The sequence below is a fragment of the Microvirga terrae genome (assembly GCF_013307435.2).
Classification (GTDB): domain Bacteria; phylum Pseudomonadota; class Alphaproteobacteria; order Rhizobiales; family Beijerinckiaceae; genus Microvirga; species Microvirga terrae.
Genome location: NZ_CP102845.1, coordinates 2,940,140 through 2,956,407 on the forward strand (window position 1 = coordinate 2,940,140; position 16,268 = coordinate 2,956,407).

Annotated in this window: 12 protein-coding genes; 4 read left to right on the forward strand and 8 right to left on the reverse strand. The window is 67.8% G+C overall.

The features are described 5' to 3' along the window. Nucleotides 1-85: 85 nt before the first annotated feature. From HPT29_RS13845 to HPT29_RS13865, 5 genes are all read right to left on the reverse strand, one after another. Nucleotides 86-736: a nicotinamidase gene (locus HPT29_RS13845; protein WP_173946860.1), complete on the reverse strand. Its 651-nt coding sequence runs from the start codon at nucleotides 734-736 to the stop codon at nucleotides 86-88. Nucleotides 737-837: 101 nt separating this feature from the next. After that, the gene (locus HPT29_RS13850) at nucleotides 838-1,920 is read right to left on the reverse strand and encodes a BMP family ABC transporter substrate-binding protein (protein ID WP_173946861.1); all 1,083 of its coding nucleotides are present in this window, start codon (nucleotides 1,918-1,920) and stop codon (nucleotides 838-840) included. 103 nt (nucleotides 1,921-2,023) lie between these two features. Continuing rightward, nucleotides 2,024-2,941: an ABC transporter permease gene (locus tag HPT29_RS13855; RefSeq protein WP_173946862.1), complete on the reverse strand. Its 918-nt coding sequence runs from the start codon at nucleotides 2,939-2,941 to the stop codon at nucleotides 2,024-2,026. Further along, complete coding sequence (locus tag HPT29_RS13860; protein WP_173946863.1) at nucleotides 2,938-4,014, reverse strand: ABC transporter permease; 1,077 nt, start codon at nucleotides 4,012-4,014, stop codon at nucleotides 2,938-2,940. The genes HPT29_RS13855 and HPT29_RS13860 overlap by 4 nt, the downstream gene beginning before the upstream one ends. Beyond that, nucleotides 4,004-5,551: an ABC transporter ATP-binding protein gene (locus HPT29_RS13865; protein ID WP_173946864.1), complete on the reverse strand. Its 1,548-nt coding sequence runs from the start codon at nucleotides 5,549-5,551 to the stop codon at nucleotides 4,004-4,006. The genes HPT29_RS13860 and HPT29_RS13865 overlap by 11 nt, the downstream gene beginning before the upstream one ends. A 326-nt stretch (nucleotides 5,552-5,877) precedes the next feature. Between HPT29_RS13865 and HPT29_RS13870 the strand changes: the two genes are divergently transcribed. Continuing rightward, nucleotides 5,878-7,086, forward strand: a complete 1,209-nt coding sequence (locus HPT29_RS13870; protein WP_173946865.1) for a UbiH/UbiF family hydroxylase — start codon at nucleotides 5,878-5,880, stop codon at nucleotides 7,084-7,086. Between the two features lie 149 nt (nucleotides 7,087-7,235). On the opposite strand, the gene HPT29_RS13875 is transcribed toward HPT29_RS13870, so the two are convergent. After that, complete coding sequence (locus tag HPT29_RS13875; protein ID WP_173946866.1) at nucleotides 7,236-8,207, reverse strand: AEC family transporter; 972 nt, start codon at nucleotides 8,205-8,207, stop codon at nucleotides 7,236-7,238. A gap of 239 nt (nucleotides 8,208-8,446) precedes the next feature. Between HPT29_RS13875 and hspQ the strand changes: the two genes are divergently transcribed. Continuing rightward, a complete protein-coding gene (hspQ, locus tag HPT29_RS13880; protein ID WP_173946867.1) occupies nucleotides 8,447-8,776 on the forward strand; it encodes a heat shock protein HspQ in 330 nt (109 codons plus the stop codon). Between the two features lie 70 nt (nucleotides 8,777-8,846). Here the strand turns inward: hspQ and HPT29_RS13885 are convergent, their stop codons facing one another. Continuing rightward, on the reverse strand, nucleotides 8,847-9,647 hold the full coding sequence (locus HPT29_RS13885; RefSeq protein WP_173946868.1) for an invasion associated locus B family protein: 801 nt from the start codon (nucleotides 9,645-9,647) through the stop codon (nucleotides 8,847-8,849). Nucleotides 9,648-9,864: 217 nt separating this feature from the next. On the opposite strand from HPT29_RS13885, the gene HPT29_RS13890 reads away from it, so the two are divergent. Both HPT29_RS13890 and HPT29_RS13895 read left to right on the forward strand, forming a co-directional pair. Continuing rightward, on the forward strand, nucleotides 9,865-11,679 hold the full coding sequence (locus HPT29_RS13890) for an extracellular solute-binding protein (RefSeq protein WP_173946869.1): 1,815 nt from the start codon (nucleotides 9,865-9,867) through the stop codon (nucleotides 11,677-11,679). Nucleotides 11,680-11,805: 126 nt separating this feature from the next. Beyond that, entirely contained in the window at nucleotides 11,806-12,150 is a 345-nt protein-coding gene (locus HPT29_RS13895; protein WP_173946870.1) for a response regulator, read from the forward strand. 210 nt (nucleotides 12,151-12,360) lie between these two features. On the opposite strand, the gene mfd is transcribed toward HPT29_RS13895, so the two are convergent. Then, the gene (gene mfd / locus HPT29_RS13900) at nucleotides 12,361-15,882 is read right to left on the reverse strand and encodes a transcription-repair coupling factor (RefSeq protein ID WP_173946871.1); all 3,522 of its coding nucleotides are present in this window, start codon (nucleotides 15,880-15,882) and stop codon (nucleotides 12,361-12,363) included. Between the last annotated feature and the right edge of the window lie 386 nt (nucleotides 15,883-16,268).

Below are 16,268 nucleotides of genomic sequence, written 5' to 3' on the forward strand. Positions count from 1 at the left end.
CTCGTCCCGGTGATCCCGATCCGAAGGCCGCTGAGCTTCACCGTATCGGGATGGCCGGGACGCGCCCGGCCATGACGGGAGCGTTTCAGGCGCCGACGATTCGGTTGCTCCCGATCATCCTTACGCCCGCCGCCTCCAGATCCGCCCTCGCCTTCGCGAGCGACCCGTTCGCGTCGATGGCCCGGGAGGCATCCTCGATCAGGTAGGTCTCGAACCCGGCTTCCGCGGCATCGAGGGCCGTCCAGGCGACGCAGAAATCGAGCGCGAGCCCGGCGCAGACGACCCGGCGGAAGCCCCGCTCCGTCAGGTAGCCGGCCAGTCCCGTCGAGGTCCGCCGGTCGGCCTCCTTGAAGCCCGAATAGCTGTCGATGCCGCCATTGTAGCCTTTGCGGATGACGAGCTGCGCGTGCGGAATGTCGAGGTCGCGGGAGATCTCGGCCCCCGGCGTGCCCTGCACGCAATGATCCGGCCACAGCACCTGGGTGCCGTAGTGCAGCTCCGCCGTGTCGAAGGGCGCCTTCGCCGGATGGCTCGACGCGAAGGAGGCGTGACCCACCGGATGCCAGTCCTGGGTCAGCACCACGTGGCGGAAGGCCCTGGAGAGCCGGTTGATCGGCGCGATCACGGCATCGCCGTCGGGAACGGCCAGCGCGCCGCCGGGCAGGAAGTCGTTCTGGACATCCACCACGATGAGAACGTCGCCCTCGCCAGGCCGGATCGTCGCCTGCTCGTCCATTCGCTACCCTCCGCCATTCTGCCCGTGATGACAGGCATCGCACGAAAAAGGGCAGCCGGTCGCCCGGCCGCCCCGATGGGATTGACGCATCGATCCGCCGCTTATTGCGGGATCTTGTCCTCGATGCCCTTCACGTAGAAGTTCATGCCGAGCACCTGCTCGTCCGAGAGGGCGCCTTGGCCCTTGCACTCGATCTCCTTGCCGTCCTGGCCGACGACCGGGCACTTGAAGGGGTTGAACTGGCCGGACTTGATGGCCGCTTCGGTGTCCTGGGCCATCTTCTTCACGTCGTCGGGCATGTTCTTGTAGGGAGTCATCACGACCATGTGGGCGTTGATGCCGCCCCAGGTGTCCTCGGACTTCCAGGTGCCGTCGAGAACCGCCTTGGCGCGGGCGACGTAGTAGTCCGACCAATTGTCCGTGATGGCCGTGAGCTGCGCCTTCGGGGCGAAGCGCTCCATGTCGGAGGCCTGGCCGAAGCCGAACTTGCCCCTTGCCTCGGCGGCCTGGATCGGAGCCGGGCTGTCCGTGTGCTGGGCCAGGACGTCGACGCCCTGGTCGAGGAGCGCCTTGGCGGCATCGCCTTCCTTCGCCGGATCGAACCACGTGTTGGCGAACACGATCTTGATCTTGACGTTCGGGTTCACCGACTGGGCGCCGAGATAATAGGCGTTGATGCCGGCGATCACTTCCGGGATCGGGAAGGCACCCACATAGCCGATGACGTTGGACTTGGTCATCTTGCCGGCGATCACGCCGGTGATGTAGCGGCCCTCGTGGAACTTCGCCGCGTAGGTCGAGAGGTTCGGGGCGCGCTTGAAGCCGGTGGCATGCTCGAACTTGATGTTCGGATACTTCTTGGCGACCTTCAGGGTCGGCTCCATGAAGCCGAAGGAGGTCGTGAAGATCAGGTCGTGGCCGGTGCGGGCGAGCTGCTCGATGGCGCGCTCGGAATCGGCTTCCGGCACGCTCTCGACGAAGGTCGTCGTCACCTTGCCCGGAAAGGCCTTCTCGATCGCCTGGCGGCCCTGGTCATGCTGATGGCTCCAGCCGAAGTCGCCGACGGGGCCCACGTAGATGAAGCCGACCTTGATCTTGTCCTTCGCCTGCGCGAAGGCGCCGGTCGCGGACAGAGCCAGGACCGCTGCCCCCGCAACGGCTCCGAAGACTTTCCCTGAAAACATGCTCGTTCCCTCGAGTTTGGATTTCAACCCTTCCGTCGCAGGTCTGAGGCGTTCTGGCAAGAATTCCTCTGCCTACACTTTGGTCAGATTAACACCAGTTTGCTCACCGGTCAGGCACGAACGGCACCCCCAGGGAACCGGGCGCCCCGACGGCGCGGCCGCGCCGCAGGGAGAGCAGCAGAAGGGCCAGGATCGTCGCGAGATAGGGCACCGCCGACAGGACCTGGGGCGGCACGCCGAATTGGGCCGCCTGGGCGTGAAGCTGGAGCACGGTCGCCGCGCCGAAGATGTAGGCCCCGACCAGGAGCCAGCCCGGCCGCCAGGCCGCGAAGACCACGAGCGCCAGCGCGATCCAGCCGCGTCCCGCCGTCATGCCGGGCGACCAGAACCGGGTATAGACGAGGGCGAGATAGGCGCCGGCGAGCCCCGAGCAGGCGCCGCCGAACAGGATGGCCCAGAAGCGCACTCGCCAGACCGGCAGGCCGAGCGCGTTGGCCGAGGTATGGTTCTCGCCGATGGAGCGCAGGGTCAGGCCGGACCGGGACCGGGTGAGGTAGAGGGCGATCAGGATCGTGAGGGCGATCGACGCGTAGACGAAGAGGTCCTGCTCAAAAAACAGGCGGCCGATCACCGGGATGTCGCTTAAGGTCGGAACGTCGATATGCGCAATCGGATCGCGCCTCGCACCCACGAAGGGAGCCCCGACCAGGCCGGACAGGCCGAGGCCGAAGATCGTCAGCGCCAGGCCGGAGCCGACCTGGTTTGCCGCGAAGCCCAGCACCACGAGGGCGAAGAGCGCCGCCATCAGGACCCCGGCCAGCATGCCGGCCGCGACGCCCAGCAGGGTCGAGTCGAAGGTGACGGCGGCCGCGAAGCTGCAGGCGGCCCCCATGGCCATCATGCCCTCGACGCCGAGATTGAGGACGCCGGAGCGCTCCGTGACCAGCTCGCCGAGCGCCGCGATCAGGAGCGGCGTGGATGCCGTCACGATGGTGAGAAGGATGGCCTCGAAAGTGGTCATTTGCCCCCTCCCCGTGCAATGAGACGAATGCGGTAGCTCACCAGCGCGTCGGCCGCGAGCACGCAGAGCAGCAGGATGCCCTGGAAGGCCTGCGTGAGGTCGAGCGGCAGCTTCAGGAGGATCTGCGCGCTCTCGCCGCCGATGAAGGTCAGCGCGACCACGAGCGCGGCGATCAGGATCCCGATGGGGTTGAGCCTCCCCAGAAACGCCACCGTGATGGCCGTGAAGCCGTAGCCTGGGGAGATCGACGGCTGGAGCTGCCCGATCTGGCCCGAGACCTCCGCTATGCCGGCAAGCCCCGCCAACCCGCCCGAGATGGCGAAGACCGCCATGGTGGTGGCCTTGGAGCTGAAGCCCGCGAACCGGGCCGCCCGAGGTGCGTCACCGGTGAGCTTCAGGCGGTAGCCGAAGAGCGTCCGCCCCAGGATCACGGCGGTGAGCAGGACCGCCACCAGGGCGAACAGAGCGCCGTAATGCACACGCCCGCCCTCCAGGATCGGATGCAGGGTCGCCGATGGATCGAAGGTCACCGATTGCGGGAAGTTGAAGCCCTTCGGATCGCGCCACGGACCGCGCACCAGGTAATCCAGGATGAGCTGCGCCACGTAGACCAGCATGAGGCTGGTCAGGATCTCGTTGACGCCGAACCGGGTCTTCAGGAAGGCCGGGATGAGCCCGTAGAGCGCACCGCCGACGATCCCCAGGATCAGCATGAGGGGCAGCACCCAGGCCCCGGCCTCGGTCCCGTGGGTCCGCAGGGCGAGCCAGCTGCCCAGCACGGCGCCGATCACGTATTGTCCCTCCGCGCCGATATTCCAGAGGTTGGCCCGGAAGCAGTAGGACAGGCCGATGGCGATCAGCGCCAGCGGCGTCGCCTTGACGACGAGCTCCTGCAGGGCCCAAGGGTCGCTCAGGGGCTGGAGCACATAGACGTCGAAGGCCGCGATGGGCGAGCGGCCCATCAGCCAGATCACGAAGCCGGCGATCAGGAACGCGGTCACGAAGGCGGCCACCGGGGCGAGCGCCCGCATGACCGGCGAGACGCTCGCGCGAGGCGTCAGCTCAAAGCGCATGAACGCCCCCTTGGCCCTGTGCAACGCCCAGCATTTCGAGTCCGATCGCTTCCCTGGTCCATTCGCCGACCGGTCTGAGCGGGCTCAACTGGCCCTGATGGATCACGGCCATCCGGTCCGCCACCTCGAACAACTCGTCGAGATCCTGGCTGACGACGACGACCGCACTGCCCGCGCGGGCGAGATCGACGAGCGCCTGGCGGATGAGCCGCGCGGCCCCCGCGTCCACACCCCAGGTCGGCTGGTCGACGATGATGAGCTTGGGTCTGCGGATGATCTCGCGGCCGATGACGAATTTCTGCAGGTTGCCGCCGGAGAGCTTGCGCGCCTGCGGATCGCCCTCGGGGGTGCGCACGTCGAAGCTCTGGATGATCGAGCGGGCGAGCCGCCGGGCGGCGTTGACGAGAATGAATCCCGAGCGGCTCACTTCGGAGGCCGCGTGCGAGATCAGGGTGTTCTCGCTCAGGCGATGGGTCGGCGCGGCCGCATGGCCCAGGCGCTCCTCCGGCACGAAGGCGGCGCCGAGCCGGCGGCGGGCATCGATGCCCATCGTCCCGCACGACCGGCCGGCGATGACCACGGCGTCCGCGCGCTCCGCCGGGCGCTCGCCCGACAGGGCGGCGAACAATTCGCTCTGCCCGTTGCCCGCGACGCCCGCGATGCCCACCACCTCGCCGGCGCGGGCCACGAGGTCGATGTCGCGCAGGGCTTGCCCGTGCAGCCCGGCCGGCGGGATCGACAGGCGAGAGACCCTGAGCACCTCGCCCTGGACCTGATGCGGCGCGTCGGTCCGGACCTCGCCGACCTCGTTGCCGACCATGAGGGCTGCGATCTCGCGGGCGCTCTTCGCCCGCGGGTCGATTGTCGCGACCACCCGGCCGGCCCTGAGAATCGTGGCGCGGCGGCAGAGGCGGCGCACTTCCTCGAGCTTATGCGAGATGTACAGGATGGAGCAGCCCTCGGCCGAAAGCCGGTCCAGGGTGGTGAAGAGGTGCTCGGCCTCCTGGGGCGTCAGCACCGAGGTCGGCTCGTCCAGGATCAGCAGCCTGGGATTCTGGAGCAGGCAGCGGACGATCTCGATGCGCTGGCGCTCGCCCGCGGACAGGGTCCAGACCGCCCGGTCGGCATCGAGCGCGAGGCCGTACGTCCGGCTGATCTCCCCGAGCTTGCTGCGGACCGTGGACAGGCTCCACCCGCCCGACAAGGCCACGGCGATGTTCTCCGCGACCGTCAACTCGTCGAAGAGCGAGAAATGCTGGAACACCATGCCGAGGCCGAGATTGCGCGCCTCGACCGGCGATCCGATCGACACCGGGCGTCCCTCCCACCGGATCTCGCCCGCGCTGGGCTCGATGACCCCATAGAGGATCTTGACCAGGGTCGACTTGCCGGCCCCGTTCTCGCCCAGGAGCGCGTGGATCTCGCCCGGCTCGATCGCCAGATCGATCCCGTCGTTGGCGAGAAGGTCGCCGTAGCGCTTGCTGATGCCTTGAAGCTCGACGAGGGGCGGCCCGGATGATGGTACGTCTGGCTTCACACAAGCGACTCTGATTTCAAGGGTTGCGGCGGGCTTGAGTCTCGGACCCGGACGTGGAATCCACGTCCGGGTCCGAGACTCCATATTCTGGCCTAGCGCATCGTGCGGAAAACCGGGTCCACTTTTCCGCACGATGCGCTAGGAATTTGCACATGGATGACGACCCGCACAGTCCTTGGCAAGAGCTGTTCCCCTGGCAAGAACTGTTCGGCCCACAGTTCCGTCGTGGAACGATCATAGGGAAGCGGCGCGCCGGTCGGCAATGCCGAATCCGTGGTTTATCGTGAGTCCGCGATCCGTCCACAACCCGATGGTGAGAGAGCACCGTGACCGAGAGCACCTATGACATCGCCGTCGTCGGCGCCGGAGCCGTGGGCCTGAGCGCTGCCCTGGCCTTTGCCCGCGACGGCTACAGAACCGTTCTCGTCGGCGGCCTCGACGTGCGCCGGGACGGGCGCACCGTCGCGCTGCTCAACGGCTCGGTCCGGTTCCTGGAGGCGCTCGGCGTCTGGCCGGCGGTCGCAGCGGCTGCCGCGCCGCTTGAGACCATGCGCATCGTCGACGACACGGGCAGCCTGTTCCGCCCGCCGCCGGCCGCGTTCCGGGCCGGCGAGATTGGCCTCGACGCCTTCGGCTGGAACATCGAGAACGTCGCGCTCGTCGAGGCGCTGGCGGAGGCCGCCCGGACCCGCGAGGCCCTGACCCTCGTGCCGGAATTCGCCACGGGCTTCGCGACCGACGAGGCAGGGGCGGTCCTGACCCTGGCCGAAGGAGGGACGATCCGGGCGGGCCTCATGGTGGCGGCGGACGGCCGCAACTCGAAGCTGCGCCAGAAAGCCGGAATCGGCACGCAGACCTGGTCCTATCCGCAATCGGCCATGACCGTGATCCTGGCCCATGACCGGGACCACCGGGAGACTTCGACGGAGTTTCACACCCGCCACGGGCCATTCACCCTGGTGCCCCTGCCGGGCCGCCGGTCGAGCCTGGTCTGGGTCGCGAGCAAGGCGGAGGCCGAGCGGCTCTCCGGCCTCGACGACGCAGCCCTCGCCCTGGCGGTCGAGCGGCAGGCGCAGTCGCATCTCGGCGCCATGCGGGTCGACGGTCCGCGCGGGCTCGTGCCCATGAGCGGGCTGTCGGTGAACCGCTACTCGTCGCGTCACCTCGCCCTCGTGGGCGAGGCCGCCCACGTGTTCCCGCCCATCGGCGCCCAGGGCCTCAATCTCGGCTTCCGCGACGTCGCCTCCCTGCGCGACGCGGTGATCGACGGCGGCGAGGAGGGCCACGGTCCCGGTTCCGACGAGACCCTGGCCCGCTACCAGCGCGGCCGGGACCTGGACGTCCGCCTGCGCACGGCCGCCGTGGACGGCCTCAACCGGACCCTGCTGACCGGCATGATCCCGACCGATTTTCTGCGCGGCGCCGGGCTTCTGGCGTTGAGCAACATCGGCCCGCTGCGCCGGATCGTCATGCGCGAGGGCGTGCTCCCCCGCGTGGGCGTGCCGCGCCTGATGCAGGGCGTGTCGTCGGGTTGAACTGGTCCAGGGAGGCAACCTCCCCGTCATGGCCGGGCTTGTCCCGGCCATCCCGTTCGGAAGAGCGTTGAGCTTCAAGCTATCGGGATCACCGGCACAAGGCCGGTGATGACGTGGCGGCTCTTGACCCCATGCGGCAGGCCGAACCATCACGGGAACAGGTCGTACGGCAGCGCGCCCGTCTTGGTGGTGAGATAGAGGATGCCCGTCAGGGTGACCATGGACACCAGCGTGCCGACGAGGACGCACGCGGAGGCGCGCTCCACACCCACGTTGTACTGGGTCGAGATGACGAAGATGTTGAGCGCCGGCGGCAGGGCCGCCATCACCATGGCCGCGTAGGTCCAGTCCGGACCGAAATCGCCGACGGCCGAGAGCACCACCCAGACCACGAGCGGGTGCAGGATCAGCTTGATGAAGACGAGGGCCGGCACCTCGCCGGGCATCTTGCGCAGGGGCCGCAGGGCCACCGTGACACCGAGGATGAACAGCGCGCACGGCGCGGCGGCTCCCGACAGCCAGGTGACGATCTGCTCGGCCGGACCCGGCAGCCGAACGTGCAGGTAGCTCGCCGCGATGCCGACCGCGGTGGCGATGTTGAACGGATGGGTGACGACGCGCCAGACGATCCGGCGGATCGTCGCCGGCAGGCTGAGCCTGTCGAGGCCCGCCGTCGCCATCAGCAGCGGCACCACCGAGAACAGGAACAGCGTGTCGAAGACGAAGATCAGGACCACCGGGGCGCTGGCCGAAGCGCCGATCGCCGCCAGGATGAGCGGCGGACCCATGTAGCCGATGTTGGAATAGGACCCGGCCACCCCCTGCATGACCGATTGCGGCAGGTCTTTCGTGAAGCGCCAGCCGGTCGCGAAGGAGAGCGCGAAGGCGCAAGCGGTCGAGACCGTGGTGGCGGCGATGAACGGCCAGTTGGCGAGTTCATCCAGGGGCTTGTCGGCGATGAGCCGGTAGAACAGGCAGGGCAGCGCCACGTAGATGAGGAAGAACTGCATCCAGGCGAGGCCGGCTTCCGGCTGCTTCACCACCTTGCCGCAGAAGAAGCCGAGCCCGATGAGGCCGAAGAACGGGGCAAGGAGGTTGAACAGCCCGATCAGGTCGGACATCGGCGGCTCCGGAGGTCAGGTGAAACGGACGGCAGGTCCGGCGGGAGACCGTCTTCTGGCAAGGTTCCAACCTTGCGACAATCCCGTCTTTCGGCAGGCCGGCCCGCCGCCCATGCAAGGCTCGGCTCTGGCTCGGCGTTGGCTCAGCCCTGGCACGGATCTTGCTCTCTCATTCGTGACGAAGGGCGATTTGGAGAATCCGCCGAGGATCTCTATATGAAGATCAAGGAGTTAAGACCATGAAAGCGAGTTCAGCAAAATTCGCGATCGGCGAAGTGGTTCGGCACCGGGTCTTCGATTTCAGGGGGATCATCTTCGATGTCGACCCGGAGTTCGACAACACCGAGGAATGGTGGCTGTCGATTCCCGAGGAGGTCCGGCCCCGCAAGGACCAGCCCTTCTACCACCTCTTCGCCGAGAACGGGGAAACCGAGTACATCGCCTACGTGTCGGAGCAGAACCTCCTGCCCGACCATTCCGAGGAACCTCTGCGCAATCCCATGATCGCCGAGATGTTCACCCGGGAGAAGAACGGCAGCTACAAGGCGAAGCCGATCCTGGCCAATTGAGATTTCCCTCATCGCGACACGCAAAAACGCCGGGCCCTGGAGCCCGGCGTTCTCTTTTGTACGGATGATCCTACGGCTTGGGCGCGGCCGGAGCGGCGGCGCCGGCAGCGGCAGCGCCAGGTGCAGCACCCGGCGCGGCGGCGCCGCCCTGGAGCATGCGCTGACGCATCTCCTCGCTCTTCTTCTGCAGCTCTTCCTGGAGCTTCTTCTGCTGCTCCTCGAGCACCTTCGGGTCAATCGGCGGGCCGTCGAAGGCCTTGCCGAAGCCGGCGGCCGGAACCGCGAAGGTGATCTCGCGGCCCATCTGGTTCTGGACGCTGACGTTCAGGGCATTGCCCTTCTTGATGGCCGCGATGAAGTCGTCCTTCACCTGGGCCTCGGCGAAGCAGCCGTTGGGCAGGCACATGACGTACCGGCCGGGCGTGGCCTGGCCCTGGTCGACGGCGAAGCGCAGGCCGGGCTGCAGGAGCAGGCCGAGCGGCATCACGAAGCGCACGACCTTCTGCGGCTGCTGGCCCTTCACGTCGTAGACCGCGAGGGCGAGCACCGGCTGGCCCTGGTCCGACACGAAGTCGCGGGTGGTGTAGCAGATCTCGGTGCTGGTGTTCTGGTCCTTGCCGCAGACCTTGGTCCATTCCGGCTGGGACGGCTCGGCCTTCACCTGCACGACCGTGGGGCCGGCATTCTGCTGCGGCTGGGCGGCGGCACCGGGAGCCGGCTGCTGGGCCGGGGCGGCCGGGCGGGCCGGCTGGGCGGCGGGACGCTGCGCCGGGGCGGTCTGAGCCAGAACGGGTGCGCTCACCAGAAGAGCCAAGGCAGTCGCCAGGCCACGGGTCCCCCCCAGGCTCGCGAAGCGTGTCGCGAAAGACATGTGTGTGATCCTCTTCAGTCGAAAGTTCGGCTTTCGAATAGGCCGTTTAGCCGGCGTGTTCTTAACCTGCAATGACGGGGTCCAAATCCTTGCCGAATGTGGCGAAGACAAGACGTGTGGGGCTCCTTTAACCTTTCGTGTGGTAGGTTTCCAGTCACCCGGGGCAAATTTCTGTACAACATTGCTCGGGTGTTTGCCGTCTTGCACCGGGAGCGCCATGGGCCGCTGGCTTATACGGAATCTGCTGCTTGCCGCCGTGTGTCTCCTGACCGGCTGGGGGCCCTCCGCGGCCTCCGGGGCGGAGGCGCTGCGGCATGGCATCGCGATGCACGGGGAGCCCGCCCTCGAGCCCGGCTTCGACCACCTGCCCTACGCCAACCCCGGGGCGCCGAAGGGCGGTCGAATCACGCTCGGCCTCCAGGGCACCTTCGACAGCCTCAACCCCCTGATCGTCCTCGGCGTCGCCCCGGACGCGGTGCCCCGCTACGTGCTCCAGAGCCTGATGATGCGCTCCGCGGACGAGCCCTTCACGATCTACGGCCTCCTGGCCCGCACGGTCGAGATGCCGGAGGACCGCAGCTCGATCACCTTCAACCTCGATCCCCGCGCCCGCTTCTCGGACGGCCATCCTCTGACCGCCGAAGACGTGCGCTTCTCGTTCGAGGCCCTGAAGACCTACGGAAAACCCTTCCACCGGTCGAGTCTCTCGCAGGTCAAGGCAGTGGAGATCCTGGGCCCGCACCGGATCCGCTTCGACCTGTCCGGCGCCAACGACCGGGAGCTGCCGCTCCTCATCGGCATGACCATGCCGATCTTCCCCGCCCATAAGACCAATCTGGAGACCTTCGACCGAACGAGCCTCACCCCGCCCATCGGCTCCGGCCCCTATGCCCTGACCGAGGTGAGGCCGGGCGAGCGGGTCGTGCTCACCCGCCGCAAGGACTATTGGGCTGAGGACCTGCCCGTGACCCGCGGGCTCTACAACTTCGACGAGATCCGGTACGATTTCTATCGCGACGCCAACAGCTTGTTCGAGGCCTTTAAGGCCGGACTTTACGATTTCCGGATCGAGGGCGATCCCGGCCAGTGGGCGACCGGCTACGACATTCCCGCCGTACGCGACGGGCGCATCCGCCGAGAGACTCTCGCGACCCGGCTGCCGAAGGGCATGAACGGCTTCGCGTTCAACACGCGAAAGGCCCTGTTCGCCGACGTTCGGGTGCGCGAGGCCCTGAGCTACCTGTTCGACTTCGACTGGGTGAACCGCAACCTCTATTTCGGCCAGCTCACACGCTCGGACAGCTACTTCGCCGGATCCGACCTCGCCTCCACGGGACGGCCCGCCGACCCGCAGGAGCGGGCCCTGCTGGCCCCGTTCCCCGGCGCGGTCCGCGAAGACATCCTCGAAGGGCGCTGGGAGCCGCCTTCCGGCGACGGATCGGGCCGGGACCGGGACATGGCCCGGCGCGCCCTCGCGCTCCTGGCGGAGGCTGGCTGGACCCTCGACAACGACGTCCTGCGAAAGAACGGAACGGGCGAGCCCTTCGCGTTCGAGATCCTGGTCAATTCCCGCTCGCAGGAGCGGCTCGCCCTCAACGTCTCGCAGTCCTTGAGCCGCATCGGCGTCCAGGCCCGCGTGCGCCTCGTGGACGACGTGCAGTACTGGCGCCGCCTCGCCCGGTTCGACTTCGACATGATCCAGTGGCTCTGGCCGGGAACGCCCTCGCCCGGCAACGAGCAGCGCAACCGCTGGGGCTCGGCCGCCGCCCAGCGGGGCGGGTCCCAGAACCATGCCGGCGTGGCGTCGCCCGCGGTAGACCGCCTCATCGACGCGCTTCTCGAGGCGAAAAGCCGCGAGGACTTCGTGTCCGCCGTGCGGGCCCTCGACCGGACGCTTCTGTCGGGGTTCTACGTGATCCCGCTGTTCTACCTGAAAGATCAATGGCTTGCCTATAGCAACGCCCTCGGGCGACCGGACCGGACTCCGCTGATGGGGGTCAATGTCGACACCTGGTGGCGCCTGCCGCACTAACCCAAAGAGGCGTGGATACCCCCTATTGTTGAGCTTCCATTCATGTAGACAATGAAACTAATGCTCTGCTTCGACGTTAGGTGAGCACCTCTTTCTCATCCGACACGTCCAACTCAGGGTATCGTCATGAACGCAATGCCGAAGGTTCTCGTCGTCGACAACGGCGACCGTGCTCCCGACAGCGCCCTGTCGGCGGAGCTGGCCGGCATGGGATATGCGAGCGTGACGACACCCTTCGAAGCCGCGGACGACGTCCTGGCCCTGATCCCGAGCCCGGCGGCCGTGGTGCTGCAGATGCCCCGCCATGCGGGCTGGGCCGAACGGCGCCGTTTCCTGGAGCTCGCCAGCCGCCTGCGCAAGAACCTGGCCGAGGCCGGCACCCCGGTCATCGTCACCGGCGGGGTGAGCGGCGCCGCCACGATGCTGCAGAACCAGCTCAACATGCACACGGTCGCGGCCCCGGACCTCTGAGGGTTTCGCCCCTCCATCAACCGATACGCCTTCCCCGGCTGACACCCTCCGCACGTCATGGCCGGGCTTGTCCCGGCCATCTCGATATTGAGGAGCGCCGCGCCTTGATCGATCGGGATCACCGGCACAAGGCTGGTGATGACGCGGGAGAATGGTCACTCCCGTGCCGCACCCACCATCGAGAGGCCCAGCCGACAAACGGCGCGGGTCTCACGCCGCCTTCTTCTCGGCGATCCGCACGAGGCTGCGCAGGATCGTGGTCGCGGCCTTGATGCGCTCGTCCGGGGTCTCGGTGTCACGGACGAACACGATCTTCATGTCGGGCCGCACCTTGGCGAAGGAGGCCTGCTCGGCGACATAGGAGATGAGCCCGGCCGGGTTGGCGAAGGCGTTGTCGCGGAACGAGATGATGATGCCCTTCGGTCCGCCGTCCACCTTCTCCACGTTGGCGCGGCGGCAGAGCACCTTGATCGCCATGATCTTGAGGAGCTGGTCGACCTCGGACGGCACCGGCCCGAACCGGTCCACCAGCTCGGCCCGGAAGGCGTCGATCTCCTGGTCGGCCTCGAAGGTCGAGAGCCGGCGATAGAGGCCCAGGCGCAGCTGCAGGTCGGAGATGTAGCTCTCCGGGATCATCACCGGGGCCCCGACCGCGATGGTGGGCGACCACTGATCCTCCGCCGGTTCCTCAATGCCGGCCTTGAGCTGTGCCACCGCCTCCTCCAGCATCTGCTGGTAGAGCTCGTAGCCGACCTCCTTGATGTGGCCGGACTGCTCCTCGCCCAGAAGGTTGCCCGCGCCGCGGATGTCCAGGTCGTGCGAGGCGAGCTGGAAGCCGGCGCCCAGCGTGTCGAGGGTCTGGAGCACCTTGAGGCGCCGCTCGGCCTGCACCGTCAGGGACTTGTTGGCCGGCACCGAGAACAGCGCGTAGGCGCGGGTCTTGGACCGGCCGACGCGCCCGCGCAGCTGGTAGAGCTGGGACAGGCCGAACATGTCGGCCCGATGGACGATGAGCGTGTTGGCGGTCGGGATGTCGAGGCCCGATTCCACGATCGTGGTGGAGAGCAGGATGTCGTACTTGCCCTCGTAGAAGGCCGTCATGACGTCCTCGAGCTGGCCGGCCGCCATCTGGCCGTGGGCCACCGCGACCTTGGCCTCCGGCACCTCCTTGTCCAGGAAGGCTTTCACGTCGCCGAGATCGTCGAGGCGCGGCACCACGTAGAAGGCTTGGCCGCCGCGGTAGCGTTCGCGCAGGAGCGCCTCGCGGATGAGCAGCGGGTCGAAGGGCGTGATGAAGGTGCGCACCGCCAGCCGGTCCACCGGCGGCGTGGTGATGAGCGACAGCTCGCGCACGCCCGTGAGGGCCAGCTGCAGGGTGCGCGGGATCGGGGTGGCCGACAGGGTCAGCACGTGAACCTCGGCGCGCAGTTCCTTGAGGCGCTCCTTGTGGGACACGCCGAAATGCTGCTCCTCGTCCACGATGATCAGGCCGAGATCCTTGAACTTGATGGTCTTGCCCAGGACCGCATGGGTGCCAATGACGATATCGACGGACCCGTCGGCGAGCCCCTCCTTGGTCTTCTTCATCTCGGCCGCCGGCACGAAGCGGGACGCCTGGGCCACATTGAGCGGGAGGCCGCGGAAACGGTCGCAGAAGGTGCGGTAATGCTGGCGGGAGAGCAGCGTCGTCGGCACGACCACGGCCACCTGCTTGCCGCCCATGGCGGCCACGAAGGCAGCGCGCAGGGCCACCTCGGTCTTGCCGAAGCCCACGTCGCCGCAGACGAGACGGTCCATCGGCCGGCCCGAGGCCATGTCGTCGAGCACCGCCTCGATGGCGTTGAGCTGGTCCTCGGTCTCGTCATAGGGGAAGCGGGCCGCGAACTCGTCGTAGAGCCCTTCCGGCGGCGTCAGGCGCGGGGCGTCCTTGAGGATGCGGGCGGCGGCGATCTTCATGAGCGCGCCCGCCATCTCGCGGATGCGCTGCTTCATGCGGGCCTTGCGGGCCTGCCAGGCGCCGCCGCCGAGCTTGTCGAGCTGGACCTCCGTCTCCTCCGATCCGTAGCGGGTCAGGAGCTCGATGTTCTCCACCGGCAGGAACAGGCGGTCGCCGCCGGCATAATGAAGCTCCAGGCAATCGTGCGGGGCGCCGGCCGCCTCGATGGTCTTGAGCCCCTCGAAGCGCCCGATGCCGTGATCCACGTGGACCACGAGATCGCCCGGCGTGAGCGCCGCCACCTCGGTGAGGAAGTCCTGCGGCCGCTTGGACTTGCGCTTCTGGCGAACGAGGCGATCGCCCAGGATGTCCTGTTCGCTGACGACCGCGAGATCCGCCGTCTCGAAGCCCGATTCCAGAGGCCAGATGCCGACCGGGATCTCGTTCCTCGGATAGGCCATCGCGTCGGAGAATCGGGCAATGGGCTTGGTCTGGCGCAGGTCATGGTCCTGCAGCACGTGGCAAAGGCGCTCCCGGGAGCCCTCCGTCCAGGCACCGAGCATGACGCGCTTCTTGGCCGCCTGAAGCTCGCGGATGTGTCGGACCACGGCCTCGAACACGTTGGCGTTCTCGTCCGCCCGCTCGGCGATGAAGCTGCGGCCCTGGCGGGCCTCGCAGTCGATCACGAGCCGGCCGGCCGATTCCGGCACCGCGAAGGGCGTAAGCCGCGCGAGCGGGAGATGGGCGGTGCGGTCGGACCATTCCTCGGGCTTGAAGTAGAGAGCATCGGGCGGCAGCGGGCGATAGGGCGCAACGCCGGGCTGGTTCTGTCCCATGCCCTCGCGGCGGGCGTCGTAATAATCCTTCACCTGGGACAGGCGCTCGCCGGCGGCATCGTCGGCGAGCGCGTCGAACACCACCGGAACGCCCGGCAGGTAGTCGAACAGGGTGTCGAGATGATCGTGGAAAAGCGGCATCCAGTGCTCGAGACCGGGATAGCGCCGCCCCTCGCTGATCGCCTCGTAGAGCCGGTCGTCGCGGGTCGGCGCCCCGAAGGCCGCCACATAGGCCTGCCGGAAGCGCCGGATGCTCTCGGTGGTGAGCTGGACCTCGCTCATGGGCACGAGGTCGAGGGAGCGCAGGGTGCCGACCGTGCGCTGGGTCTCGGGATCGAAGGCGCGGATCGATTCCAGCGCATCGCCGAAGAAGTCGAGGCGCACCGGGTTGGGCAGGCCGGCCGGATAGAGGTCGATGATGCCGCCGCGCACCGCGTATTCGCCGGTGTCCCGCACGGTGCCGGTCCGCAGGAAGCCGTTGCTCTCCAGCCAGTTGATCAGCTGCGTCGTGTCGACCACGTTGCCGGGCGCCGCCGAGAAGGTCTCGGCCGCAATGCGGGCCTTGGGCGGCACGCGCTGGACCAGGGCGTTCACCGTGGTCGACAGGATGCGCGGCTTGTCCTCGGAGGTCTTGGAACGGGCGAGCCGGGCCAGGGTGGTCATGCGCTGCGCGGTGATCGCCGCATTGGGCGAGACCCGGTCGTAGGGCTGGCAGTCCCAGGCCGGGAACGTCAGGATCTCGATCTCCGGCGCGATGAAGCCAAGGCTGTTGGCGAAGTTCTGCTGCCGCTGCCCGTCGCGGGCCACATGGACCAGGACCGCCGGTCCCTCCACCTGCCCGGACAGGCCGCGGGCGAGATCGGCCACGGCGAGCGCGTCGAAGCCGTCCGGCACGCTCGACAGCGTCAGGCTTTGGCCCTTCTTAAGGGCATCGAGGGCACGGGTCAGGGCTGGCTTCATGATGAGGTATCGGGTCAGAGATCAAGAAGAACGCGGGCGATTCCGCCCGGTTCGTCGGATGGGGCAAAGATAGGCGTGGTTTAGTCCGAGCGGACCTTCGTTGTCACCCCATGCGGCGCCATCCTTCGCCTCCATGAGGAGCATTCCCACCCTCACGTCATCACCGGCCTTGTGCCGGTGATCCCGATGCTGTGGGGCGCTGCGCTTTTCCGACCGGGACGGGCGTCCCTGCCACCCTCCGTCGTCATCACCGGGCTTGTCCCGGTGATCCCGATGACGTGAGGCGCCGAGCCCTTCCGTGGCGGGAGGCCGGCACAAGGCCGGCCATGACGTGGGGAGGTCCGCCGGACGGAAGCGGGATCACCGGCACGAGGCCGGTGATGACG

What these genes read in the sequence shown, in the direction of transcription:
- HPT29_RS13845 (WP_173946860.1), bottom strand. Translation starts at nt 736, where the DNA reads ATGGACGAGCAGGCGACGATCCGGCCTGGCGAGGGCGACGTTCTCATC.
- HPT29_RS13850 (WP_173946861.1), bottom strand. Translation starts at nt 1,920, where the DNA reads ATGTTTTCAGGGAAAGTCTTCGGAGCCGTTGCGGGGGCAGCGGTCCTG.
- HPT29_RS13855 (WP_173946862.1), bottom strand. Translation starts at nt 2,941, where the DNA reads ATGACCACTTTCGAGGCCATCCTTCTCACCATCGTGACGGCATCCACG.
- HPT29_RS13860 (WP_173946863.1), bottom strand. Translation starts at nt 4,014, where the DNA reads ATGCGCTTTGAGCTGACGCCTCGCGCGAGCGTCTCGCCGGTCATGCGG.
- HPT29_RS13875 (WP_173946866.1), bottom strand. Translation starts at nt 8,207, where the DNA reads ATGTCCGACCTGATCGGGCTGTTCAACCTCCTTGCCCCGTTCTTCGGC.
- hspQ (WP_173946867.1), top strand. Translation starts at nt 8,447, where the DNA reads ATGAAAGCGAGTTCAGCAAAATTCGCGATCGGCGAAGTGGTTCGGCAC.
- HPT29_RS13885 (WP_173946868.1), bottom strand. Translation starts at nt 9,647, where the DNA reads ATGTCTTTCGCGACACGCTTCGCGAGCCTGGGGGGGACCCGTGGCCTG.
- HPT29_RS13890 (WP_173946869.1), top strand. Translation starts at nt 9,865, where the DNA reads ATGGGCCGCTGGCTTATACGGAATCTGCTGCTTGCCGCCGTGTGTCTC.
- HPT29_RS13895 (WP_173946870.1), top strand. Translation starts at nt 11,806, where the DNA reads ATGAACGCAATGCCGAAGGTTCTCGTCGTCGACAACGGCGACCGTGCT.
- mfd (WP_173946871.1), bottom strand. Translation starts at nt 15,882, where the DNA reads ATGAAGCCAGCCCTGACCCGTGCCCTCGATGCCCTTAAGAAGGGCCAA.